Consider the following 23,639-nt stretch of genomic DNA (forward strand, 5'->3'; position numbering starts at 1 on the left):
CGGTGCGATCCTATGTAACGAGTCCCATTGTTAAAGGGCTAAATGGAGAGTTACCTGCAACGACTGTTATCTTTTGTTTGTTCAATTCGCCCCCCTGTCGGGATGTTGATGACGCGCCGCAAAACAATGCGCTGTGGCAGAATTCCGAGCGCGATATTTCTTCTTAATTGGTTCATTTTATCCAGTTGAGCATTTTTGAATATGTTTTGATCGCGTCGTGTGGGCGGGTGATCGGAGCACAGGCTGATCGCCAGCTTTGGGGGGCTCGAATTGGAGAGCCCGTCGTGAAATTGTTTCAGTACTTTGTCGGCATTGGTCGTCCGGCAAAGCATAATCTGACCGGATGCAAATTTGCGAGCGCGACTTCGAGTTTGGTGAGGTCGCGGTTGAAAAATTTTTATTGTTATGGCCCGAGCGTGACGGTGTGCTCGGACGGCAAGACAAAAGCAAAAAATCTGAACCAGCCGAGCGACGGTGTCTGAGACGCCGCCGCAAATTGTTGTGACATCACGAGGTGCATTATGCGTAAAACGGACGTTCAACCGCTTGATCAATGGGGCTGCTTTGAGCGGCCGCGGGGGTCCAAAAGACTAGTATTTCTTGCGTCTATGATCGTCACAGCGGTGCTTGCTGCGGTGGGATTGATGTCTCCAGCGTCTGCACAAGTTGCCACGCCCAATATTGTCCTGATCCTTTCAGACGACTTTGGCTACGGAGATGGAGGTGCATACGGCGGCGGCGAGAACCGCGGCATGCCGACACCTAGCCTCGACCGCATGGCGGCCGAAGGCATGACATTTCTGTCTTTCTATGCGCAGCCAAGCTGCACGCCTGGCCGTGCCGCGGTCCAGACCGGTCGCATTCCGAACCGTAGCGGCATGACGACGGTGGCGTTTCAGGGCCAGGGCGGGGGTCTTCCGCACGCCGAGTGGACGCTGGCGTCGGTGCTGAAAACCGCCGGCTACAGGACCTTCTTCACCGGTAAATGGCACCTCGGCGAAGCTGATTATGCTCTGCCCAACGCGCAGGGTTACGACGAGATGAAGTATGCGGGCTTATATCATCTCAATGCCTACACCTATGGCGATCCGACGTGGTTTCCGGACATGGACCCGGAGCTGAGAGCGATGTTTGAACGCGTGACAAAGGGGGCGCTGTCGGGGAATGCGGGGGAGCCCGCGAAGGAAGACTTCAAGATCAATGGTCAATACGTAAATACGCCTGTCATCGACGGCAAGGAGGGCGTTGTTGGTATTCCGTTTTTCGATGAATATGTTGAAAAGGCTTCGCTCGATTACCTCGACCGCAACGCTAAATCTAAAGAGCCGTTCTTCATGAGCATCAATTTCATGAAGGTCCATCAACCGAACATGCCGGCTCCAGAATTCGAGCATAAGTCTTTGTCGAAGACGAAATATGCCGACTCGGTCGTAGAGAACGATACCCGCATCGGTCGCATCCTGGACAAGATCCGCTCCCTCGGTCTCGACAAAAATACATATGTGTTCTGGACGACGGACAACGGCGCCTGGCAAGACGTCTATCCCGACGCCGGATACACCCCGTTCCGAGGCACGAAAGGAACTGTTCGCGAGGGCGGCAATCGTGTTCCATCACTTGCGTGGGGGCCCGGGATCAAAGCGGGTTCGAAGAATTCCGATATTGTCGGCGGCTTGGATTATATGGCGACATTCGCCCATCTCGCCGGCATCGCGAAACTTCCCGACAAAGATCGCGAAGGCCAGCCGATTATCTTCGACAGTTACGATATGTCGCCGATCCTCTTCGGGACAGGCAAGTCGGAGCGCAAGTCCTGGTTCTATTTCACTGAGAATGAACTGACGCCAGGTGCAGTCCGCTTTGGCCATTACAAGGCCGTCTTCAACCTGCGTGGCGATGACGGCGCAACAACCGGTGGTCTTGCAGTCGATTCGAATCTCGGCTGGAAGGGCGCCGAAAAATACGTCGCCATCGTACCGCAAGTGTTCGACATCTGGCAGGATCCGCAAGAGCGTTATGATGTCTTCATGAACAACTACACCGAACATACCTGGGTCATGGTGAGCATAGGTGAAGAAATTCAGAATCTGATGAAGACTTATCTTCAATATCCGCCGCGTAAAATGCAGAGCGAAGGCTATACCGGTCCACTCACTCTCTCGAACTACGAAAAATTCCAGTGGGTAAGAGAAGAACTCAAAAAGGACGGTATCAGCATTTCCATGCCGACGGGCAACTAACGCTGAAAGCCAATCGATGGGTGCGCTTCGGATCCCGTCGACTTGAGCCAGAGCGCAGCGAGGAGAAGTTGGAGAGGGTGGTTCACCCCGACTTCTGTGCACCCCCGTGTAACCTCCTGCGTTCTGGCTCATCCATCACGAGCAGGTAGATTTGGAAAACATGCGATGCGTCTCGCGTTCTATGCTTTGCTCTGTGCGTTTTTGTCGATCCGACCGAGTTTTGCGGATGATGCACTGCCATCTTGGAACGACGGGCCGACGAAGCAGGCGATTGTTTCATTCGTACAGCGCGTAACAACCAAGAGCTCACCCGATTACGTGCCTCCGCCCGAGCGGATTGCGACCTTCGATAACGACGGGACGCTGTGGGCCGAGCAACCGATGTACGTTCAGCTTGCCTTCGCTCTGGACCGCGTCAAGGCCTTGGCTCCCCAGCATCACGAGTGGAATGACCAGGAGCCCTTCGCTTCGCTTCTGAACGGCAATTTAAAAAGCGTGATCGCGGGCGGCGAACACGCGATCGCTGAGATCGTGATGGCAACGCACGCCGGCATGACATCGAATGAATTCGAAAAGATCGTAACCGATTGGATTACGACGGCGCGTCATCCAAAGACGGGCAGACTCTACACAGAAATGGTCTACCAGCCGATGCTTGAATTGCTCGCATATCTTCGCGCCAATGATTTCAAGACATTTATTGTTTCAGGCGGCGGTATCGAGTTCATGCGGCCCTGGACAGAAAAGATCTATGGTATTCCCCCCGAGCAAGTCATCGGCTCGAGCATCAAATTGAAATTCGAGATCCAGAACGGAAAGCCGGCTCTTGTACGACTGGCCGATATTGATTTCATCGACGACGGGGTGGGAAAACCCGTTGGCATCCAGAAGCACATCGGCAGGCGCCCGATTGCGGCGTTCGGCAACTCCGATGGCGACCTTGAAATGCTGCAATGGACAACCAGCGAGCAAGGCGCGCGTTTTGGGTTGATCGTCCACCACACCGACGCCGTACGTGAATGGGCCTATGACCACAATTCTTCATTTGGTCACCTCGAAAAAGCGCTCGATATGGCGACATCACAGGGGTGGATCGTAATAGATATGAAAAACGATTGGAAAACAATTTATCCGCAGGATTAGCACGCCAAAATGAGTGAAAGATGAGAGTCGTATATTCGCTTTTCCTGCTTCTACTCCTCATCGCATTCCCGTCGAGTGCGCTACGAGCCGATGAGCAAAAGTTCTCGAAGCAACAGCTCGATCAGATGCTGGCGCCGATTGCGCTGTATCCCGACGACCTGCTGTCAAATGTTTTGATGGCGGCGACGTATCCGCTCGACGTCGTTGAAGCTGAGCGCTGGCGGAGCGCCCCTGCCAATTCAAAACTGCAAGGCGACGCTCTCGTTGACGCGCTCAAAAGCGAAGATTGGGACCCGAGCATCAAGGCGCTCGTGCAGTTTCCAGATGTCTTGAAAATGATGAGCGACCAGCTTGACTGGACAAAGAAGCTTGGCAACGCGTTTCTCGCACAACAAAATGAGGTTATGGACGAAGTGCAGCTGCTTCGCCAGAAGGCCGACTCGAGCGGGCATCTCAAAAGCAATTCGCAGCAGACGGTGACCCAGGATGACGGCGCGTATGTCATTCGGCCTGCGGATCCAGACACCGTGTACGTGCCGGTTTATGAGCCGTCGGTCGTTTACGGGTCCTGGTGGTATCCGGATTACCCACCCTACTATTGGGGGTATCCGGGCGCGACCTTCATCAATGGTTACTTTTGGGGAGCGACGGGCGTCGCCATCGCGGGCGGCATTTGGGGCTGGAACCGTTGGGACTGGCACAATCACCGCATCGACGTCGATGTGAACCGCTGGAACCACATCGACGTCAACCGCCGCAACATCAACAACAACGTCTGGAAGCACGATCCCAATCATGGAAGGCGTTCCGGCCACGACAAGACCATCGACCGCGCGCGCATTGACGATCGGCTGAAGAATTCCGATCACAAGGCGCTCGACAACAAATTTACGCCTGGGAACAAGCCGCGCCCTGCCGATCGCCCGCTCGACAAGGGAAAGATCGGTTCTGGTAACGTCGGCAAAGACAGGGTCGGCAAGGCGAAAGTCGGAAAACCCAAGGCTGCTCCGCGCCGCACGTCAGGTCAGAAGAAAGTAGCAAAACCCGGGAAGAAGCCAGCGGCTCGCGCTCATCGCGGTGGCGGCGGCAGAGGACGCAAACGACGTCGTTGACGGCTTCGCCGTGTGTAGAAGAACCTGTTGAGGTCGACTATGGCGCTTGACTATTTTGCATTAGTGATGCTGATCGTCATCATCGCTGTCGTCGTTTATGGCGTGGTTGCGGTCTATGGCGTTCCATACCAGATTGCCAAGGCGCGCCATCATCCTCATCAGGACGCTATTCGGGCTGCTACCTGGGCGAGTCTGTTCACGCTTGGCGCGCTTTGGCCCTTTCTGTGGATCTGGGCCCTGATGTATGACCCGGAGCGCGGCTGGGGCAACACGGTAGGCCTGGCTTCGGATGAGACATCGAAGGCCATGGCGAGGCTTGATGCGCGCATATCGGCTCTCGAAAAAACGCGGCAGGAGGGTTGATGGCTCTCCTGCTCCTTCTTGCGTACGCCGCAATTTGCATCATCGTATTCAAGCTGCTTCGCGTTCGCGTCAACGAATGGACGGTTACCACCGCATGCCTCGGAGGCGCGGTCGTCGTCGGCGGCATCCTGCTCGGCATGAACTACAACCACCCGTTCACGACGGACGGTCGCTTGTATTTCTATACGACGCCGATTATTCCGACCGTCAAAGGGCACGTGATCGATGTCGCGGTTCAGCCGAACGTTCCGTTGAAGCAAGGCGATCTTTTGTTTCGTATCGATCCGCGACCGTATCAGTATGCCGTCGACCAGAAGAAAGCGCTGCTCGCCGAGGCCGAGCAAAACGTCAAGCAGCTTAAGGCATCCTTGGATCAGGCGACGGCGGGCGTTGAAAAAGCCCAGGCGCAACTGGCGCTCTCCCAGGAAACCTACAATCGCCAAGCCGATCTTCTGAGCAAGGAGGTTGTATCGCAGGCGGCCGTAGATAAGGCGACGCGCAACCTCGAGGCCGCACGGCAGACGCTTGTCGAAAGCCAGGCCGCCGCAGAGCGTGCGCGCTTGGCATTCAGTTCGGAGATTGGCGGCGTCAACACGACGGTCGCGAGCCTGCAAGCCGACCTGGCGAATGCAGAGTTCAATCTGTCCGAAACGAATGTCGTCGCTCCGACCGACGGGTATGTGACACAACTCATGCTGAAGCCCGGCATGACAGCGAGCCCTTTGACGCCGACGATGGTGTTCATCCACGCCGATAGGAACTCGCTAATGGCATCGTTTCCGCAAAACGCTTTGCAGCGTGTCGAACCGAACGATGAGGCAGAGGTCGCGTTCGATGGCATACCCGGCCAGGTTTTCCGCGCGAAGGTGTTGGTCGTGCTTGATGCGATTTCGCAAGGCCAGCTGGAGCCGACAGGAGCGCTCCTCAACCCGCAGGACCGGAGCGGCGAGCGTGGTCGGGCCGTCGTGAGATTTAAAGTGTTGGACGATCTTTCGGCTTTTCAGTTGCCCGCCGGGTCCACCGCGCAGATCGCAGTCTACACAGATCATTTAGCGACGTTTGCTATCATCCGGCGCGTTCTCCTGCGGATGAAGGCGTGGTTGAATTACGTGGTATAGTTGTCGGAGGATTCGGTTGCGCTGATACATTCCATCATCGAGGCTATGCGACGACCCCTGTCCGCGCACAAATGGATAAGTCGCATAAGCGGCTCAAGCTTGGCATTTCTGACAGCCGTCGCAATTCTTGCTACCGGGAACGGCCGCGCCGAGGAGCAGCGACAGCAGCCGGCAAAAGCGGCTGTGGCGGAATTTGTCGGCTCAACGGAGTGCGCGAGCTGCCATAAGGCGGAGCATTCCGACTGGATGTCGTCGCAACATCATGCTGCGATGCAGCTTGCGAACGAGGCGGCCGTCCTCGGCAACTTTGCCAATGCGAAGTTCGCCAAAGACGGAAGCGACACTACATTCTTCAAAAAGGGAAATACATATTGGGTTCGGACCGAAGGGCCCGATGAAAAACCCGGAGAATTCGAAATTCGCTACACCTTCGGCGTCTACCCTCTGCAGCAATACCTGGTCGAACTTCCCAAAGGGCGCCTGCAAGCGTTCGGCATCGCGTGGGACACGCGCCCGAAAGAGGCTGGCGGTCAACGCTGGTATGATCTTTATCCGGACCGCAAGCTCAAGGCCGGCAATCCCCTGCACTGGACCGGCATTGACCAGAACTGGAATTATCAATGCGCTTGGTGTCACTCGACGAACCTGCAGAAGAATTACGATCGCTCTACAGGCGCATTTAAGACGACGTGGTCCGAGATCAGTGTCGGTTGCGAGGCCTGCCACGGGCCGGCGTCGAAGCATCTCGAATGGGCAAAATCCGGCGCCGGCGCCTCCTACGATCACGCAGGCTTCGCGTTCAGTCTCGATGAGCGAAAAGGCGTTGGCTGGCCCGTGGATTCAACCGGCCAGGCGCATCGCTCGCAGCCGTTGAAGTCGCAAAAGGAAATAGCTGTCTGCGCCACGTGTCATTCTCGCCGCGAGCAATTTTCTTCGCTCCCGGAGGATATCGGACGGCTTTTCGACGCCTTCCGACCAACTTCTCTCGAAGCTGGGTTATATTTTGCTGACGGACAGCAGCACGACGAAGTTTATACTTACGCCTCGTTTCTGCAGAGCCGCATGCACGCAGCAGGCGTCACGTGCGCCGACTGCCATAATCCGCATTCTGGAAAAGTGCGCTTAGGGGGAAATGCGCTCTGCGGCCAGTGCCACGCGCCGGAACGTTTCGATGTGCCCGCGCACCACCATCACCTCGCTGGCGCGAGCGGATCGAAATGTGCGTCGTGCCATATGCCGACAACGACCTATATGGGTGTCGACGCCCGCCACGATCATTCGATACGCATTCCCCGTCCCGATCGCAGGATCGGCCTTGGGACGCCGAACGCATGCAGTCAATGTCACACCGACAAATCCGCGGCCTGGGCGCGCGATGCGATCAAGGTGTGGTATCCGACCGCGAACCCTGGAGCCCAGACTTTCGCTGAGGCGCTGGCGCTAGGTAATCAAGGCGCGCCTGGCGCCCAGGTCGCGCTTCAGGATATCGCAACATCGCAAATTGCCTCTCCAATCGCCAAGGCGAGCGCTCTCGAGCGATTGAGCCGTTTTCCTTCGTCTTCCGCCATCGAGGTCGCAAGCCAAGCGTTAAAGAGCGACGATCCGATGGTGCGATCCGCCGCCGTCGCCGTTGTCGCTACGACGGACGATGCGACGAAAGTTCGACTGCTTGTTCCGCTGCTGAAGGATCCGACTAAGATGGTTCGGATGGATGCAGCAAGTGCTTTGGCGGGGAGGCCCGCAAGCACATTGGATCCGGCCGATCGTCCGACATTCGAAAAAGCCCTCCAAGACTACGTCGACGCTCAAATGTTCAACGCGGAACGTCCGGAAGCCTCACTCAACCTTGGAAATCTTTACAGGACACAAGGCAAAATCGATGAGGCCCGCCAAGCCTACGAACATGCCATTGTCATTGGCCCCTCATTCGTCGCGGCCGCCGTTTCTCTGGCCGACTTGATGCGATCTTCGAACGATGAGCAAAGCGCCGAAGCCTTGTTGCGACGGACACTGGACGCAAACCCCAACTCCGGACCGGTTGAGCATGCACTCGGACTCAGTCTCGTTCGCCAACACCGCGCGAACGACGCGATCATTTATCTTTCGAAAGCTGCGACCGATGCCCCTGACGATTCGCAGTACAGTTATGTGTTCGCTGTCGCGCTTCACGATACGGGAAAACCCGCCGACGCTATCGAGACTTTGAAAGCAGCACTCTCCCGCCATCCATACGACCGGAATCTCTTGTTGACCTTGGCGGCCTATGAGTATGAGCGCGGCAACAAAGCCGACACGGTGAAATATTTGACACTCCTTCGCCAACTCGAGCCGGAACGCAACGATATCGCGCAAATGCTTAATTCAATCTCTCGATAAGCGAACGGCACAGGAATGCGCGGGGAGCATTGGACATGATCGTGCAAAACTTACTCCGGACCAAGGTCGTGCCGATCTATCGTCGAAAGGGACGTGCGCAATCTCAGCATCAAGGTTGATGTGCGATATAGATCGATATGACAGTGCCAATCGGACAGAGCGCGGGGAATACTCAGGCCACATCAAACGCGTTTTTGTGAGGCGTGGCCGTCGATGTCCAAAGATCATTCGAAAGCGGTCGTGGCTGTATGGCGCGGCTGATTACTGTCAACGAACCGCAAGAGTCCACAATTGGGACCGACGGTCGATTGACCCTCAGCTGTTCGCATTCTGACTCAATGGTTTGAAAGCAGCCATCTGCCTACCCGCGCTTCCGGCCAGAAGCAGACAAAAAAGGACTTCATCTTCTGTCGAGCGGGAATTCAGAAATGCAGGGTTGATCCTATGACTGGTCCCTGTTGAAGAACATCGTACTTGTAGAGCGTACCGCCAGAACCTTGCGAGTAGTCCACCGACAACGCGCGATAGCCGACGTAGCCATCAAGCACATAGCCGCTCAGGAGGCACATCTGCCAATTGTATGTTGCCAAAACCTGCCAAGAAAAGTCGCTGCCGACGCCGAAGCCGCCGAAGTCCGCACGCACAACGAGTTCGTCGCCGGATGCGAGTTTGTTGCGCAGCCGCGCGCCGACAAACGGATCAACCCAATCGACCGCGCCTGACCGCTCTGTCTCCCGCACAAATGGGTCGAGCACGAGCGACCCCGTGAGGTCAGCCTCCTGGTGCCAATATCTGCCACCTGCCAAGAGATCGAAAGCGGACGATCCCGATACGACAGGATTTCTCCCGCGCCAAACTTCATATGCGCCGCCGAATTCGACTGTCACCTGCGTATAATCGGCTGAAACATCGGCCTGCAGCGGGCCGCCACGTCGCCCATTGAACCCCTTCGAGCCGTCGACCGATGCGTAAACGACGTCGTTGAAAAGGCCGATCGGTCCGTTCCGTGCCTCCGCGTAGCTCATCCAAGCGGGCAGCGTCGACCAATCAAGATGTCCCAAAATATCGGATGGATCGGCAGCTACATTGAAATTTTTGCCCTTAACCGTCGTGCTTCCCGACATCCATGGTATCCAGCCGTAAGTGGTGAATGTCAGAGACCACTGTGGATCGATAGGGGGCTTCGGTGAGGATCCGAAATCCGCTGCGGATGCGCTGACCGGGCTAAGTGCCATTGCGAAGAACAGGACCGCGCCGTGACTGCATTTCATTTTTGCCCCACGGAAAGATAGGAATTTTGATTAACTGAGTATACTCCGCTTACGGTTCAATGACTGTGATGCTTTTGCTGCAACCCGCAGTATGCCTGCGATCTGCATGCATTAAAGAACTGGAATGCGATCTGAAATCCACACACGGCGGCCGCTAGGCACTCCTGCCAAGGGATTTCAGGCCCGGTGGCCGTCCGTGAACGCGCATCTCGGTCAACCTTTTTCACTGGCGAAATTTCCAACTCGCATCGAGAATTGATAGTGCCAAAAGTAGACATGCGGCCATCATCTTAAGCCGTTCCTTCCTGGAAGTGCTTCAAAGCTTGGGCAACGACAGCTCAGGATGCGGTCGGCCCTAAAATGTGGTTCGACGGCTGTCGATGGCGAAGACAGCCGGACGCCCAAGATTCGTTATTCTCGCCCAGGGGTACCTCTGCCCGGACACGCGTTGAAATGTGATCAAGAGGCGGCGCCAAGCAGAAGGGGGGGAAATGCTTAGCGCCTCCTCGAGGCTCGCACGGGGGGATCAGCGGAGCACCTTTTTTGCAAGGGCGAGATATTCTATGCGAGGTATCCACTACTGACTAAGCCGGATTTTATTATCTCAATTGCGGTACGTGTGCCGGTCTCAATTTACTGCAAACATTCTCGCACGAATTGAATCCGCCCGAGTGGTTCGAGCTTTTTTGCGTCGGCTTGCTTTCGGCACTCTTTTAATTTGTCGACCTTCTCTTCCAATCTCTGGACCAAGGTCAAATCCTCCGAGACTGGTCCGTCTGCGGAAGCTTGCATGGCAGCCTCGAACTTTTTGATGTCGTCGGGGGACAGATGCGGTCGATCCACATTGATCGTCAACTTGTTGAGTTTGGCAGTCAGCGGAAACGGCGGCTTGTAATCGGCGTCGTTTACTCCGGTCAGGGTATCTGAGCCGATATCGAAGCTCTCGTCCCATTGAAGGATCATCGGCAAAGTTCTCTCCATTGTCTGGCTGGCGACAACGTTGCCGTCAACCTTCAGAATGCCGGTGCCGGAGCGGCCTACGCCGGAGAAATTGTTGAATGCCAGCGTACCAGGACCCAACCCATCGTATTTGAAGTCGAACTCGATCACATGTCTGCCGGGCGTGAGCGGATCAGGGCCTTCCCATTTCAGGCGTTTGAGGTCGACTAGATTCCACAACCAAACCGGTTTGCCGCCGAGCAGATAGAAGCCGTAACCGCCGAAACGGCCACCGGAGGTTAGAATCATACCTTCGGCGCCGTCTTGCGGAACGTCGATGTCGGCAGTCACCGTGTAGGATGTATTGAGCAACAGCGGAGAATCGCCCTGAGGCAGGCCGGTCATCGGTCGCGTGTAAACAAATTCGGTGCGCCCAGCCGTGATATTCGGACGGGGCGCAACAATGCGCGCGGCCACCGAGGCGTCGAGCGGGAAGACTTGGTATTTCTTTGCTTCCGCGACAAACTTCTCACGCATCTGTGCGACTTTCACAGGGTGTTTTGCAGCGATGTCGTCAGCCTGGTTGAAGTCCTTATGTAGATCATAGAGCTGGAACACTTGGTTATTCAGTGGATCGGGGTTGGCAGGGCCAAAGGCCTCCCAAGGTGCTCGGTTGACCTTTGTGCTGAGCAGCCAGCCATCATCGTAGAGCGCCCACTGCCCCATCATCTCGAAGTACTGCGTCTTGTGTCGCGACGGCGCGTTCGCGTTCTTGGCATCAAAAGTGTAGAGGAAGCTTGTTCCTTCAATCGACTTTTGCTTGATGCCGTCAACCGTTTCGGGTGCGCGGATGCCGGCCGCCTCAAGAATTGTAGGCACGACGTCTATGACATGCATGAATTGCTCACGCAGTCCCCCCTTGTCCTTTATGCGCGCCGGCCACGACACCACCATGTTTTGATTGATGCCGCCAAGTCTCGAAGCATTCTGCTTGAACCAGTCGAACGGCGTGTCAAAGGCCCAAGACCATCCGGCCGACATGTGATTATACGTCTGCTCGGTGCCCCAGACATCATAGAACTTCATTTGTTCTTCAGCAGGGATTTTGTTGAGGCCGTTGAAGAAGGCGACCTCGTTGGGTGTTCCCAATGGTCCACCTTCGGCGCTCGTGCCGTTATCACCGTTGATATAGATGATGAGTGTGTTGTCGAGTTTACCGAGATCATCGAATGCCTGCACCACCCGACCGATCTCATGGTCGTTGTAGGCTGCATAGGCGGCGAAGACTTCGACCTGGCGTATGAAGAGTTTCTTTTCGACGTCACTAAGCTCGTCCCACGGCTTCAAGACGTTAGTCGGCCATGGCGTCAGTTGAGCATCTTTCGGAACCAACCCGAGCCTCTTCTGATTTTCGAAGATGCGATCGCGCAGCTTGTTGTAGCCGTCGTCGAACAGGTGCATCTCATGAATCTTGTCCACCCACTCCTTCGTCGGATGATGCGGTGCGTGGGTGGCGCCGGGCGCGTACTTGATGAATATCGGCTTGGAGGGATCGGTCTGGTGAATTCGTGTCATGTAGTCGATGGCATCGTCCGCCATGCCCGTAATCAGATTCCAGCCGGGCTTTCCTTCAAATGGATAAATCTGCGTGGTGTTGCGGAATAGGTTCGGCTGCCACTGGTTGGCGTCTCCGCCGACGAAGCCATAAAAGTATTCAAAGCCAAGGCCGGTCGGCCATTGGTCGAACGGCCCAACCTGACTGGCTTCGAAGGCGGGCGTATTGTGGTCCTTGCCGAACCATGCCGTGGCGTATCCATTGTCGAGCAGAATGCGCCCGATGGTCGCCGAATCCTTACCTATGATGCTGTTGTAGCCAGGAAAACCTGTCGACTGTTCGGATATGACGCCGAAACCTGCCGAGTGATGATTGCGCCCAGTGATGAGGGCGGCGCGCGTCGGTGAACACAGCGCGGTGGAGAAGATCCGATCATAGCGAAGGCCCTCTTGTGCAATGCGGTCCATCGTAGGGGTCGGAATGACGCCACCAAAAGTGCTCGGCACCCCGAAGCCGGCGTCGTCTGTGATAATCAGCAGGACGTTCGGCGCGTTCTTCGGAGGTACGATGCGAGGTGCCCACCACGGCGTCGATTGCAGAGCATCATCCTTGATGACGCCGCCAAATCGAGGGTCCGGTGACGGGAGCCGTTTACCATCGATCGTAGTCGTCGCGTCGGGCGATCCGGGTACGCCAGTGGTCCCTTGGGACATTGCAGCGGTAGGCCCGACCATAAGCCCGCAAGTGACGGCAGCGAATAACCAACTACGCTTCATAACTGCGTCTCCGCGCTGGAATTCACGCTTCAGGTTGTGGTCCTCGTGAGCTATGTATCATGAACTTTGCGCGTTCGACCTTGCAGATTCGGCCATTTCATCATGAAGCAATCTCATTCCCGGCGCGGCGCGAAAACCGTAAGACGCCAGAAGGTTGTGACTGCCAGCCGTTCCCCTAAGCCTCGTACAACCAGCGACTTGGCCATGAGCAATCTCGGTGAAGTCCGCGTTGGACCGATCATGGCTATTCCGGCGGTATTGCGGGAGTTCGGAGTAAAGCCGCAACGCGCATTCTCTGTCGCTGGCATTGATCCACGGATCTTTCAGAATCCGGATAACCGCATTCCACTTGAAGAGATAGGCCGCCTCCTAGAGGTCTGCATAGAACTCACCGGTTGCGGCCACTTTGGCGTTCTAGTTGGCGAGCGTTTTGATCTTCGATCATTCGGCGCCTTGGGCTGCCTTCTTCGCAACTCCGCCTCAGTCGGCGATGCGCTTCGCAGTCTCGTGCTTCATCTACACGTGCACGATAGAGGTGCGGCGCCGGTACTATTGGCACCCCATCCGTCGAAAATTATTCTCGGATATTCGGTCTACCGCAGCGAGACGCCGGCGATCCCGCAAATATACGATGCTGCAATTGCTATCGCTTACAAAATACTTCAGGAACTTTGCGGTCCCGCGTGGAAGCCGCAAACCGTCCAATTCTCGTATCGCAGGCCGAGCAATATAGAGCCTTACCGGCGCATTTTTCAGTCGCCTGTCCGCTTTGGCGCCGAGGTGTCAGGAATTGTCTTTCCTGCCTTTTACCTCCAGCGACCAATCTCGGATGCCGACCCAAGTCTGCATGATATCCTCGTGGCGGCTATGGAGAACGCCGCAAACGGTCGACTGAGTTTGAGTGAGAAGGTGCAAGAGGTACTTCCTCAAATGGTGCTCGGGGGCACTTCTGCAGCGAATGTTGTTGCACGTCTTTTTGACATGCCCGAACGGACGCTTCGAAGGCGTCTGGCAACGGAAGGGAAGAACCTGCAACACCTTGTCCAGCAGGCCCGCTTCGAACTTGCGCAACAGATGCTGAAGAATACCGAACGTCCAGTGACAGGCATTGCAGCCTCTCTGCGCTATGAGGATGCGAACGCCTTTTCCCGTGCTTTTCGGAAATGGGCCGGTGTCAGCCCCCAACAATGGCGACTAGCCGCGTGCCCTGCTTAACCAAAACAGACAAGCCTGGCTTGATCGGCAGAACGGCCCGAAAAGTGTCTTCCGCTACACCCTCCGTGGACGGCGCGGTGGAACATGGGCCTTGGCGCCTGCGTTGCCATCGAAGTCGACGAATCCAGAAATGCCGATCCAGCAAGGTGTTGAGGCGGCACATCAACTTTCTGCTTGATGCTACTCCCGCGCTCGGAATATGGCGCTGCTTGCCAGAAAACAGAGCAGGGTATCCTCCGCCATGACGCGACGCTTCGTGCCTGCACACTTTCGTCTTGCTATCCGCCGGTCGTTCAGCGGCAGAGGTCTTTTCGCTGACGAACGCATACCTGCAGGATCATGCGTCATCGAATATCTCGGACGCCCTGCCACCGCCAAACAGATGAAAGAGAATCGCGGAAAGTACCTTTTCTGGACGAGCGAGAGGAGCATGATTGACGGGAACATACCGGCGAATACAGCTCGCTTTATCAACCACTCCTGCGCGCCGAATTGTGAGGTCGATATCCACAAGCGTCGCGTGTATGTCTTTGCCCTCCGCGACATCGCGCCCGGCGAAGAGCTTTCTTACGATTACGGCGAGGAATATTTTGAGATGCATTTGGCGGGAAGCTGCCGCTGCACCAAGTGCTCCCCATTATGAATTTCTGCAAACCGCGCCACCCGCGAATGGCGAGGGCTCCACTAATTCCACTATGCGCTGATCCTTACCATAAGGCCTTTCGATCCGCCAGTCGGAGGGGTCGTGCCTGCTGTACGCGCGGTACTGCCCTGATGTCATGCAGGGCATCTAGCGGCCGATGGCACGCAGGTTTTATGGCCTTCGCGCATTAAAGAAGTGACGCGCCGATTGAACGCGCCTGCGCGGGCGGGAAGGGGTTCGCTATTTTGCCACAATTTTGGACTTTACAGTCCAATCTAAAAAATGAGCATGCGTCTGTTTGGTGGTTTGATCCGAGATGCGCAGAAAACAAAAAATTCACGTAAGCAAACGCGATGCGATCATGGACGCAGCGGCAGATCTCTTTGTCTCGCATGGGTACGACGGCGCTAGCATGGAGATCATCGCTGAGGCGGCCGATGTCTCGCGTCAGACGATCTACAATCAGTTCGAGAGCAAGGAGGCGCTGTTTCGCGCCATTATTGACAATCTTGTAGATGAGTTCTTGGCGCCCCTGGCTAAGGCGAGCCGACGCGTGAGCGTTCGCGAGACGCTGATTGCGTTTGCCGAGCACACTCTTGATCTGTTGGTCCAGCCTAAATTTGTCGGCCTCTATCGCTTGACGCTCACCGAGACCACGCGGTTTCCAGACTTCGGTCCTTCCGTTTACGAGGCTGGTGCGCTCCGAGCGCAGGAGACGGTGGCGCTATATCTTCGCGAGCAGGCACAAAGCGGCAATCTTGAATTGGCCGATCCCTTCCTCGCTGCTGGTCAGTTTATGGCACTGGTCGGTCGGGATACGGAACTCAAAGCGCTTTTCGGGGTCGAATCCCACCTCTCTTCCCAAGAGATGCGGCGGCGGGCAAAGGCCGGTGTCGACGTGTTCTTGAAGGCGTATGGGACACGGGGCGTGGTCCTGCCATCCAGAGTTCCAAAGACGGCTCGAAGATCATTGCGACTGAGGTAGGCGATGTTTTCGAGGGGGGAGAGCAAAGGTGACCGGAGCAGGTTCGTAGTGCACGCTACGTTGCTTTTGGCCGCGATGCTTCTTGCTTTTCTCAATGCTGGTTGCGCAGCGACGCTTCCTCGCATCACCGTTCCAGAGACGCTAGTCGACGAAGCTCATCTAAGTGGAATGGAAGGTGTTCGCATTTGGGGAGATGCGTCTGAGGAATCTCTGCGGCAGCTGGTGCGGGCGGAGGCTCCCAAAATGCAAGCCCTCATGCAATCGCGCACGCGTCAGGGCGAACGTCCTGTCATCAATATCGCTGCTATATCGGGCGGTGCCGACGATGGTGCATTCGGAGCAGGACTTTTGGTTGGCTGGAGTGATGCTGGCACGAGGCCCGATTTCGATCTCGTCACAGGTGTGAGCGCAGGGGCGCTGATCGCTCCGTTCGTATTTCTTGGACGGCGGAAGGATGCTGAGCTCCAAGATATTTTCACCAAGTATACGCAACAGGACATCTTCACGAAAAACGTCATATCCGGGTTGGTTGGGGGCCCGGCTTTAGCTGACAGTTCTCCTCTTGCGCGTCTTATCGCCAGATATGTCGACAAGGAATTCCTGCGTGAAGTCGCCCGTGAGCGGGCTAAGGGGCGCATCCTCTTGGTCGGAACAACGAACCTCGATGCGCAGCGTCCAGTGCTTTGGGACATGGGACGCATTGCGATGAGTGATAGTCCTGAAGCTCTTGGTCTGTTTCGGAATGTCTTATTGGCCTCCGCCTCTATTCCCGGCGTCTTTCCCCCTGTGCACATTCAAGTCCGTGCGGACGGCAGGACGTATGACGAGATGCATGTCGATGGTGGCGTGACCCAGCAGGTGTTTGTGGTGCCGCCTTCTTTGTCGCTCAGAAGTGCCGGACAAGGATCAAAGCCATTGGCCAGACGGGTTTTCATCATCCGAAATGGCAAGATAAGTCCCGAGTGGCAACCCGTGGAGGCGAACACGCTATCCATTACGGGGCGCTCGATCTCAACGCTCATCAAGAACGAAGGCCTCGGCGATCTCTACCGCATCTATGCGACCGCCAAACGCGATCACATGGACTTCAATCTCGCAGCTATCCCCGCAAACTTCGAAATGAAAAGTCCGGCGCCGTTCGATCAAAAGTACATGCGAGCGCTCTATGATGTCGGTTATCGCGCGGGACGCCTCGGTTTTAAATGGATGAAGGCACCGCCGGGTCTTGAAGAACAACCCATCTCCCAGACAAAAGCTCGAGATTTAGCTGTGTCTACGAACAATTGAGGACCACGAATGACGTCAGCAATAGCATTGAGGTTTGCCAAGCAATTTGCGGCGGCAAGCTTCGTCTTTTTTCTCGCTTCCCCTGTATTTGCCCAGGTCCCGGGTGGTCCGCCGGTCGTCGGCTATGTCGTTGCTGAAAAGAAGCCGGTCACGCAGATCCAGGAGTTCATCGGGCGCATCGAAGCCGTCAATAAGGTAAATGTCGTCGCGCGTGTCTCTGCGGAACTTGAGGAAGCGCCGTTCAAGGAGGGCACAGAAGTCAAGAAGGGAGACATTCTTTATCAGCTAGAAAAGCCGCCCTATGAAGCGGCCGTTGAAAGCGCGAAGGCATCTGTCGATCAATTCCGTGCGCTCCTTCGCAACGCCGTTTTGACCACGGAGCGCTATAAAAAACTTTTGTCCAGCCCTGCGGGCCAGCAATCGAGCGTCGATAGTGCGCTCGCACAGCAGCAATCTTATGAAGCGCAGATGCTCGGCGCCCAAGCGCAGCAAAAGACGGCTGAGATCAACCTCGGCTATACCACCATCCGATCACCAATCGACGGTAAGGTTGGACGCATCGCTGTCACGGTCGGAAATATCGTGGGACCGACTTCGGGCACGCTGACCACCATCGTCAGCCAAGACCCAATGTATGTGACGTTTCCGGTCCCATCGCCGACGCTGCTCGAGCTCGGACGAATGTACGCACCAAAGGGAGGCTTCGACGCGGTTGTTCTTCGTATCCGACTACCGGACGGCACTCTCTACGCTGAAAAAGGAAAGCTTGATTACGTCGATCCTTCGGTCGCAACCAATACGGACACCGTCACGGTACGGGGAACCATTCCCAATCCGCTTCGCAAGTCTGGAAATGAATCGCTTCGCCCGTTGATTGATGGAGAATTCGTCACTGCTCTCGTCGAGGGCGTCGAGCCGGTCGTCGCTCTGGCAATTCCAAGGTCAGCGGTCTTGTCCGATCAGCAGGGCGATTACGTTTACGTTATCAGCGCTGACAATGTCGTAACCCAGCGACGAATTCAACTTGGCCAGTCGACGGCCGCCGTCGCGATGATTTCTGCCGGACTGAGTGAAGGGGAAAAGGTCGTAACCGAAGGCATCCAGCGCGTTCGCCCCAATCTCAAAGTCGCCCCGCAGCCTGCCGGGCCCGATCCAATCAAAGCGAATGGTCAATAAGCCATGTTCTCAGCAATCTTTGTCGACCGGCCTCGGCTGGCGATCGTCATCGCCATTGTCATCACGATAGCGGGCGCGCTTGCAATATCGCGTATTCCCGTCGCGCAGTTCCCCGACCTTGTGCCGCCTCAGGTGCAAGTTTCGACGACCTATCCGGGTGCCTCCGCCAGCGTTGTCGAAGCCGCCGTCGCCCAGCCGCTCGAATCCCAGATCGTCGGCGTCGACAAGATGCTTTACATGAAGTCGAACAGCGGCAACGACGGCAGCTATAATCTGACGGTGTCATTCGCGCTCGGGACAGACCCGGACATAGATACGGTGAACGTCAACAATCGCGTGCAAGCTGCGCTGTCGCGTCTGCCGCAAGAGGTTCAAAAGCAAGGCATCACCGCGCAGAAGCAGTCATCGGCTATTCTTCAATTCATATTTCTCTATTCCGAAAGCGGTAAACAGGATCCGCTCTTTATCACCAACTACGCCACGATCAATGTTCTCGATCGCTTGAAGCGGATCGAAGGCGTCGGGCAAGCGAGCCTTTTCAGCACGCAAAATTACTCAATGCGCATTTGGTTCGACACGCAGCGTCTGACGAACCTCGGTTTGCAACCATCCGATATCGTATCGGCCATCGAAGCACAGAACGTTCAGGCACCTGTCGGGCGGATCGGTGCTCAGCCGGCTTTGGATGATCAGCAGTTCCAGATGAATGTGCAGACCCAAGGACGTCTCGAAACGCCGGAGCAATTTGGCAATATCGTCGTCCGCGCGAATCCGGATGGGTCGGTCTTGCGCGTTCGCGACGTTGCTCGGACCGAGCTTGGAGCGCAGAACCTCGATGTCGGTTCGCGATTGAACGGCAAGCCCGCGGTGGCAATCGCAATCTATCTGTCTCCTGGCGCCAATTCCGTTCAAACGGCGGCCCGCGTCACGGCAGCGCTAGAAGATATGTCGAAGAGCTTTCCTGAGGGCCTTAAGACGCGCGTGGTCTATGACACGTCCGAGTTTGTAAGCGACACGATAGATGAAGTCATCCGCACAATCGGCGAAGCATTCGTGCTGGTCATTCTCGTCGTCTACCTGTTTCTTGGAAGTGCCCGCGCGACCATCATTCCGGCGATTGCTGTTCCCGTCAGTCTGATTGGTGCGTTTGCCGTTATGCTGGCGCTCGGCTATTCGGCCAACACCGTTTCGCTTCTCGCAATGGTGCTTGCTATCGGCATCGTCGTCGACGACGCGATTGTGGTGGTTGAGAATGTGGAACGCGTGATGGAGGAAGAGCCTGAGCTTTCGCCAGCCGAAGCGACGAAGAAAGCGATGGCGCAGATCACAGCGCCGGTGATTGCCATCACGCTTGTTTTGCTGTCGGTATTTGTGCCCATCGCCTTCATTCCGGGACTGACCGGAGAACTCTTCCGACAGTTTGCCGTCACGATCTCCGCCGCCATGGTTATATCGGCGCTCAATGCTTTGACGCTATCTCCAGCGCTCTGCGCCATCGTGCTCCGACGCTCGGAGAAGCGCGGCCCAATGGCTTATGTACTGCGCAGCATCGATCACGTCCGCGATGGCTATACGGCCGTCGTTCGTCGCCTTGTGCGCGTTTCGATTTTGAGCCTTGCAGCAGTGGCTGCGGCTGCAGCCGCCGTCTTCTTCGTGGCTAAAGAAACGCCGACAGGATTTGTGCCAGAGGAAGACCAGGGGGCCTTCTTCATTATGATCCAGCTACCGGATGGAGCCTCGGTCAATCGAACCACGGAAGTCGTCGAGCAGACTGAAGCGATTCTCAAGCGCTATCCCCAGGTTCAAGATAGTCTCGCAATTGTTGGTTTCTCCTTGCTGGACAGCGGGGCACAGCCAAACTCAGCATTTATGGTCGCTCGTCTCAAACCCTTCGCCGACCGCAAGACAGCAAAGGATTCAGCGCAGACATTGATTGGCGAAGTGACGATGGCCGCGCAGCAAATAAGCAGCGCTCAAATCTTTGCATTCAACGTCCCGCCCATCATCGGGTTGTCGACGAGCGGTGGCTTCGAATATCAGCTCGAAAATCTCGAAGGCGCTGATCCCGCAACCATGGGCAACGTGATGCAAGGTCTGATCGCTGCGGCAAACCAGGATCCGCGATTGCAGCGCGTGTTCTCGACCTTCACGGCATCCAATCCATCGATCTATTTGAATATCGATCGCGATAAGGCGCAGGCCCTTGGCCTGGAGATCAGCGACATCTTTTCCGCACTGCAGTCGACATTGGGGGGTACCTATATCAACGACTTCAATCTCTTCGGCCGGGTCTGGCAGGTCAATCTGCAGGGCGAAATTGCCGATCGCAGCAATATCGGAGCTATCTGGAAGATCTTTGTTCGCAATAAAACAGGGCAGATGGTACCGCTGCGCTCAGTTGCAAACATTTCGACAGTTCTCGGTCCACAGACCATAGGTCGTTACAACAACTACAGGTCGACCACCATCAATGGCTCGCCGGCGCCGGGCGTAGCTTCCGGCACTGCGCTCGAGGCAATGACGGAGGTTTCCGCCAAGACGTTGCCGCCAGGCTATAGTTTCGAGTGGACCGGGACAGCGTATCAGGAGCACCAAGCGCAGGGGCAGACAGCGATTGTCTTGGCGCTTGCGGTGCTGTTCGCTTTTCTGTTCCTGGTCGCGCTTTATGAGAGTTGGATGATTCCTGTGCCGGTATTGTTGTCAGTCACGGTTGGCGTACTCGGTGCCTTCCTCGGCATCAAGATCGCGGGCTTGTCCCTCGACGTTTATGCGCAAATCGGCCTCGTCGTCCTAATCGCACTTGCCGCGAAAAATGGCATTCTCATTGTCGAGTTCGCCAAAGAGCGTCGCGAGCACGGCGACACCATCGAGGACGCGGCGGTGCTGGGAGCCCAGATGAGATTTCGTGCCGTTATGATGACGTCGATCGCGTTCATCCTCGGTCTTTATCCGCTCGTTATCGCGACGGGGGCCGCGATGATCAGTCGTCGCGATGTCGGAACTCCCGTGTTTGCAGGAATGCTCGGGGCAAGCATCGTCGGCATTTTTCTCATTCCGATGCTTTATGTGCTCTTTCAAACAATCCGCGAGCGCGTCAAGCGAAGTAGGAGTTCCGTTGTGGAATCCGCACAGAAGCCATAACCATCTTGACGGTCTTCCGTTGATCGGGAGAGGGACGACATTTAAGTTCAGCACGATGACGGATGCTAATCTTTTTCATCGGGCGATGACTGCAGGTGGGACACTCTGGTCCGCGTGCTCTGAAAACACCAAAGACCGCTAGGTCGACGGCGGTGAGAATATCACCGCCGTCGTTGCTTCTTTTGCACTTTGGTCACGCCACAGCGGGATTGGTGTTGTTCGTTGATACACAGACACCGACGTCCCAGGCCATTTTGTACGCGATCGCCAGTGCGTACCATGGAAGTAATAATAACGATCGTTCCTAAGGCGAAATCCCCAGTCGAAATTGCAAACGTGCGCTCTTTCCTTGCAACTCGTCAGGACTTAATTATTTTTGCGTGTCTGGAAATCCAGCGAAATTCTACGCCAGAGATTGTGGTAACTCGATAGATATACCGGTCGCCATATAAATTAGTGAAGCCGGCTGCTTTACCTATGAGCTGCTCTAAATGCTCTCCATCTTCGGATGAAAGAACGACGTAGGCTGGGTTGGTGAAGGCGATGAGCTTTAGCGCCTGCGCGATTTCCCTCGCAGCTTTTGAAATTTCTTGTGACAGCATTTGTTACGCTTTAAATCCTGAGCGAAATGCAACGAGAGCGTTGGTGCTTTTGATCGAGAGAAAGAAACTGTTTAGTTTGTTCTTCCGGAATTTGATGCCTAACGCATCGTAAAGAGTTCTTGGTGGAACCGCTTCTCGACCGGGAATTGATGATCTGCAAAATCCCGGCGCAAGACTTCTCCAAATCCGACAGGTCCACAAAACCAGATGCTCGCAGCTGCCCATCCGGGAACTTCCGCACGGATGCGGTCGGCGTTAAGACGTCCGTGGCGCGCGTCGACAAGAAAATGCAGGCGCACGCCGGCAGCCTCAGCATCCGCTCTCAGCTTGCGCTCCGCTACCTGATCGTAATCGGCAGTGGGATGAAAGAGATCGATATTTTGAGGTGAAGGCGCGTGGCCATCGGCGCGCAATTTGGCGAGGTATTTCATTCGCGCGATAAAGGGTGTGATGCCGATACCTGCGCCGATCCAGATCTGGTGCGGGCAGGTGTCGTCGAAAGTAAAGCATCCATATGGACCTTCAATTCTCACCTCCTGCCCTACGACAAGCTTGTCTTTGATCCGTCGCGTGTGATCGCCAAGCTCTTTGACGATAAAATTGATATGATGGTTCGCATCATTCCATGCGGACGCGATTGTGTATGGGTGCGCGCCCTCAGAGGGATCCGATACAACGAAAGCGAATTGGCCTGGTTTATGGCCTGCCCACCCAGAAGGGACATCGATCTCGGTCTCAAGAACCCGAACTCCGGGATAATACTCAAGAGACGCGATGCGGCCCTTCGCCTGTCGCCCGACCCCGATGCGCCTTAGAAGAACGATGACAGCTGACCAAACACCGCCAACAATCAATAATGCCGCGACAATACCGATTGGAGAAGACCAGTAAGAGAATTTGATAAGTACGGCGGAATGGAACGCGAGCACCAGAAATGCGAGAGCAAGGAGTTTGTGAGTCTGATAGAAGAAACGGTAAGGGATGCTGCGGATTAGGGCGATGGCGATGAGAATCACTGCCGCATAGAAAGCCCATTCCCCGAGTTCCTCGGCGTTATGGCGAAGTGTTAAAAGAATCTGTTCGATTTGGTTGGCCGCCGGAGGTCGTGGCCCGCGGACAGGTCGTTCAAGAAGTCCGAAGCCTACGGCCCATTTGGGACCCTTTGCCCACAACCAATGTGATATGGCGAGAACCAATGCGCCAATACCGAGCCATTTGTGGAGACGGTACATTTTATCGAGACCGCCGAGCCATGGCTCAACCCATCGCGGACGGAGCGAGAGCATCATGGCTACGCTCATGCATCCGACGGCGAGAACGCCCGTGTATTGCATCATCAGGGAGCGGAGGCCGAAGAAGTCTTTCGTTGTGAATGCCGCGGGCTCGGCGAGTATCCACAACGCCGTCAGCGCCGTGAGGAAGATCCAAAATGTGTATTTGATTGTGCGCATGGTGCCGAAAGTATGAAAGCATTTCTGCAAGCGGTGCTTGACACCTGTCAATGCTGCTGCGGTTTTTCATTCACGCAATCGATTTACGTGGTTCTGCCTGTTCACTCATTTCAACACTCGCATTTGCTTTACGGCCGCGGGAAATTCGATCGAGTTTGAGGAACCTATTCGGTCTTGGCGCGGCGTATCGGAAAGCGGGGGCCAATTCACAGGTAGCCTGTCGCCCTTGTGGCAGTAAACACGCGT

Annotated in this window: 15 protein-coding genes and 2 pseudogenes; 13 read left to right on the top strand and 4 right to left on the bottom strand. The window is 55.8% G+C overall.

What is annotated here, in order from left to right; all coding sequences use genetic code 11:
• Positions 1 to 644: 644 nt before the first annotated feature.
• The 6 genes from HYPMC_RS07980 to HYPMC_RS08005 all read left to right on the top strand — a co-directional run bounded on the left by HYPMC_RS07980 (position 645) and on the right by HYPMC_RS08005 (position 8,352).
• Positions 645 to 2,240: an arylsulfatase gene (locus tag HYPMC_RS07980; RefSeq protein WP_035576123.1), complete on the top strand. Its 1,596-nt coding sequence runs from the start codon at positions 645 to 647 to the stop codon at positions 2,238 to 2,240.
• A 165-nt stretch (positions 2,241 to 2,405) separates the two neighbouring features.
• Complete coding sequence (locus HYPMC_RS07985) at positions 2,406 to 3,383, top strand: HAD family phosphatase (protein WP_013947363.1); 978 nt, start codon at positions 2,406 to 2,408, stop codon at positions 3,381 to 3,383.
• A 20-nt stretch (positions 3,384 to 3,403) separates the two neighbouring features.
• Positions 3,404 to 4,495 (top strand): DUF3300 domain-containing protein, encoded by a 1,092-nt coding sequence (locus HYPMC_RS07990; protein ID WP_013947364.1) that lies wholly within the window; start codon positions 3,404 to 3,406, stop codon positions 4,493 to 4,495.
• A 39-nt stretch (positions 4,496 to 4,534) separates the two neighbouring features.
• Entirely contained in the window at positions 4,535 to 4,858 is a 324-nt protein-coding gene (locus tag HYPMC_RS07995) for a DUF3302 domain-containing protein (protein WP_013947365.1), read from the top strand.
• Positions 4,858 to 5,976, top strand: coding sequence for an HlyD family secretion protein (locus HYPMC_RS08000; RefSeq protein ID WP_013947366.1), 1,119 nt, complete (start codon positions 4,858 to 4,860; stop codon positions 5,974 to 5,976). Before HYPMC_RS07995 ends, HYPMC_RS08000 begins: the two co-directional genes overlap by 1 nt.
• 99 nt (positions 5,977 to 6,075) lie before the next feature.
• Complete coding sequence (locus tag HYPMC_RS08005; RefSeq protein ID WP_013947368.1) at positions 6,076 to 8,352, top strand: tetratricopeptide repeat protein; 2,277 nt, start codon at positions 6,076 to 6,078, stop codon at positions 8,350 to 8,352.
• Between the two features lie 422 nt (positions 8,353 to 8,774).
• Here the strand turns inward: HYPMC_RS08005 and HYPMC_RS23185 are convergent, their stop codons facing one another.
• Positions 8,775 to 9,623 (bottom strand): hypothetical protein, encoded by an 849-nt coding sequence (locus HYPMC_RS23185; protein WP_013947369.1) that lies wholly within the window; start codon positions 9,621 to 9,623, stop codon positions 8,775 to 8,777.
• Between the two features lie 633 nt (positions 9,624 to 10,256).
• Positions 10,257 to 12,893: an arylsulfatase gene (locus tag HYPMC_RS08015; RefSeq protein ID WP_013947370.1), complete on the bottom strand. Its 2,637-nt coding sequence runs from the start codon at positions 12,891 to 12,893 to the stop codon at positions 10,257 to 10,259.
• A gap of 240 nt (positions 12,894 to 13,133) precedes the next feature.
• On the opposite strand from HYPMC_RS08015, the pseudogene HYPMC_RS24995 reads away from it, so the two are divergent.
• The 7 genes and pseudogenes from HYPMC_RS24995 to HYPMC_RS08045 form a co-directional block, all read left to right on the top strand.
• A pseudogene (locus HYPMC_RS24995) lies at positions 13,134 to 13,706 on the top strand (AraC family transcriptional regulator); the annotation flags it as partial.
• Positions 13,707 to 13,871: 165 nt separating this feature from the next.
• Positions 13,872 to 14,108: pseudogene (locus HYPMC_RS25000) on the top strand (helix-turn-helix domain-containing protein); the annotation flags it as partial.
• A gap of 241 nt (positions 14,109 to 14,349) precedes the next feature.
• Positions 14,350 to 14,751 (top strand): SET domain-containing protein, encoded by a 402-nt coding sequence (locus HYPMC_RS08025; RefSeq protein WP_013947372.1) that lies wholly within the window; start codon positions 14,350 to 14,352, stop codon positions 14,749 to 14,751.
• A 361-nt stretch (positions 14,752 to 15,112) separates the two neighbouring features.
• A complete protein-coding gene (locus tag HYPMC_RS08030) occupies positions 15,113 to 15,736 on the top strand; it encodes a TetR/AcrR family transcriptional regulator (protein WP_041299884.1) in 624 nt (207 codons plus the stop codon).
• Positions 15,737 to 15,979: 243 nt separating this feature from the next.
• The gene (locus tag HYPMC_RS08035; protein WP_244421001.1) at positions 15,980 to 17,023 is read left to right on the top strand and encodes a patatin-like phospholipase family protein; all 1,044 of its coding nucleotides are present in this window, start codon (positions 15,980 to 15,982) and stop codon (positions 17,021 to 17,023) included.
• A gap of 9 nt (positions 17,024 to 17,032) precedes the next feature.
• On the top strand, positions 17,033 to 18,199 hold the full coding sequence (locus HYPMC_RS08040) for an efflux RND transporter periplasmic adaptor subunit (protein ID WP_013947375.1): 1,167 nt from the start codon (positions 17,033 to 17,035) through the stop codon (positions 18,197 to 18,199).
• A 3-nt stretch (positions 18,200 to 18,202) separates the two neighbouring features.
• A complete protein-coding gene (locus HYPMC_RS08045; protein ID WP_013947376.1) occupies positions 18,203 to 21,340 on the top strand; it encodes an efflux RND transporter permease subunit in 3,138 nt (1,045 codons plus the stop codon).
• A 359-nt stretch (positions 21,341 to 21,699) separates the two neighbouring features.
• Here HYPMC_RS08045 and HYPMC_RS08050 read toward each other — a convergent pair whose 3' ends face one another.
• Both HYPMC_RS08050 and HYPMC_RS08055 read right to left on the bottom strand, forming a co-directional pair.
• Positions 21,700 to 21,942 carry a hypothetical protein gene (locus HYPMC_RS08050; protein ID WP_013947377.1) on the bottom strand — a complete coding sequence of 81 codons (243 nt, stop codon included), beginning with the start codon at positions 21,940 to 21,942 and terminating at the stop codon, positions 21,700 to 21,702.
• A 98-nt stretch (positions 21,943 to 22,040) separates the two neighbouring features.
• The gene (locus HYPMC_RS08055; RefSeq protein WP_024275744.1) at positions 22,041 to 23,393 is read right to left on the bottom strand and encodes a ferric reductase-like transmembrane domain-containing protein; all 1,353 of its coding nucleotides are present in this window, start codon (positions 23,391 to 23,393) and stop codon (positions 22,041 to 22,043) included.
• Between the last annotated feature and the right edge of the window lie 246 nt (positions 23,394 to 23,639).

It is taken from the genome of Hyphomicrobium sp. MC1 (genome assembly GCF_000253295.1).
Classification (GTDB): domain Bacteria; phylum Pseudomonadota; class Alphaproteobacteria; order Rhizobiales; family Hyphomicrobiaceae; genus Hyphomicrobium_B.

Coding starts and splice junctions, on each gene's coding strand:
- HYPMC_RS07980 (WP_035576123.1), top strand. CDS start 645: ATGTCTCCAGCGTCTGCACAAGTTGCCACGCCCAATATTGTCCTGATC.
- HYPMC_RS07985 (WP_013947363.1), top strand. CDS start 2,406: ATGCGTCTCGCGTTCTATGCTTTGCTCTGTGCGTTTTTGTCGATCCGA.
- HYPMC_RS07990 (WP_013947364.1), top strand. CDS start 3,404: ATGAGAGTCGTATATTCGCTTTTCCTGCTTCTACTCCTCATCGCATTC.
- HYPMC_RS07995 (WP_013947365.1), top strand. CDS start 4,535: ATGGCGCTTGACTATTTTGCATTAGTGATGCTGATCGTCATCATCGCT.
- HYPMC_RS08000 (WP_013947366.1), top strand. CDS start 4,858: ATGGCTCTCCTGCTCCTTCTTGCGTACGCCGCAATTTGCATCATCGTA.
- HYPMC_RS23185 (WP_013947369.1), bottom strand. CDS start 9,623: ATGAAATGCAGTCACGGCGCGGTCCTGTTCTTCGCAATGGCACTTAGC.
- HYPMC_RS08015 (WP_013947370.1), bottom strand. CDS start 12,893: ATGAAGCGTAGTTGGTTATTCGCTGCCGTCACTTGCGGGCTTATGGTC.
- HYPMC_RS08025 (WP_013947372.1), top strand. CDS start 14,350: ATGACGCGACGCTTCGTGCCTGCACACTTTCGTCTTGCTATCCGCCGG.
- HYPMC_RS08030 (WP_041299884.1), top strand. CDS start 15,113: ATGGACGCAGCGGCAGATCTCTTTGTCTCGCATGGGTACGACGGCGCT.
- HYPMC_RS08035 (WP_244421001.1), top strand. CDS start 15,980: ATGCAAGCCCTCATGCAATCGCGCACGCGTCAGGGCGAACGTCCTGTC.
- HYPMC_RS08040 (WP_013947375.1), top strand. CDS start 17,033: ATGACGTCAGCAATAGCATTGAGGTTTGCCAAGCAATTTGCGGCGGCA.
- HYPMC_RS08045 (WP_013947376.1), top strand. CDS start 18,203: ATGTTCTCAGCAATCTTTGTCGACCGGCCTCGGCTGGCGATCGTCATC.
- HYPMC_RS08050 (WP_013947377.1), bottom strand. CDS start 21,942: ATGCTGTCACAAGAAATTTCAAAAGCTGCGAGGGAAATCGCGCAGGCG.
- HYPMC_RS08055 (WP_024275744.1), bottom strand. CDS start 23,393: ATGCGCACAATCAAATACACATTTTGGATCTTCCTCACGGCGCTGACG.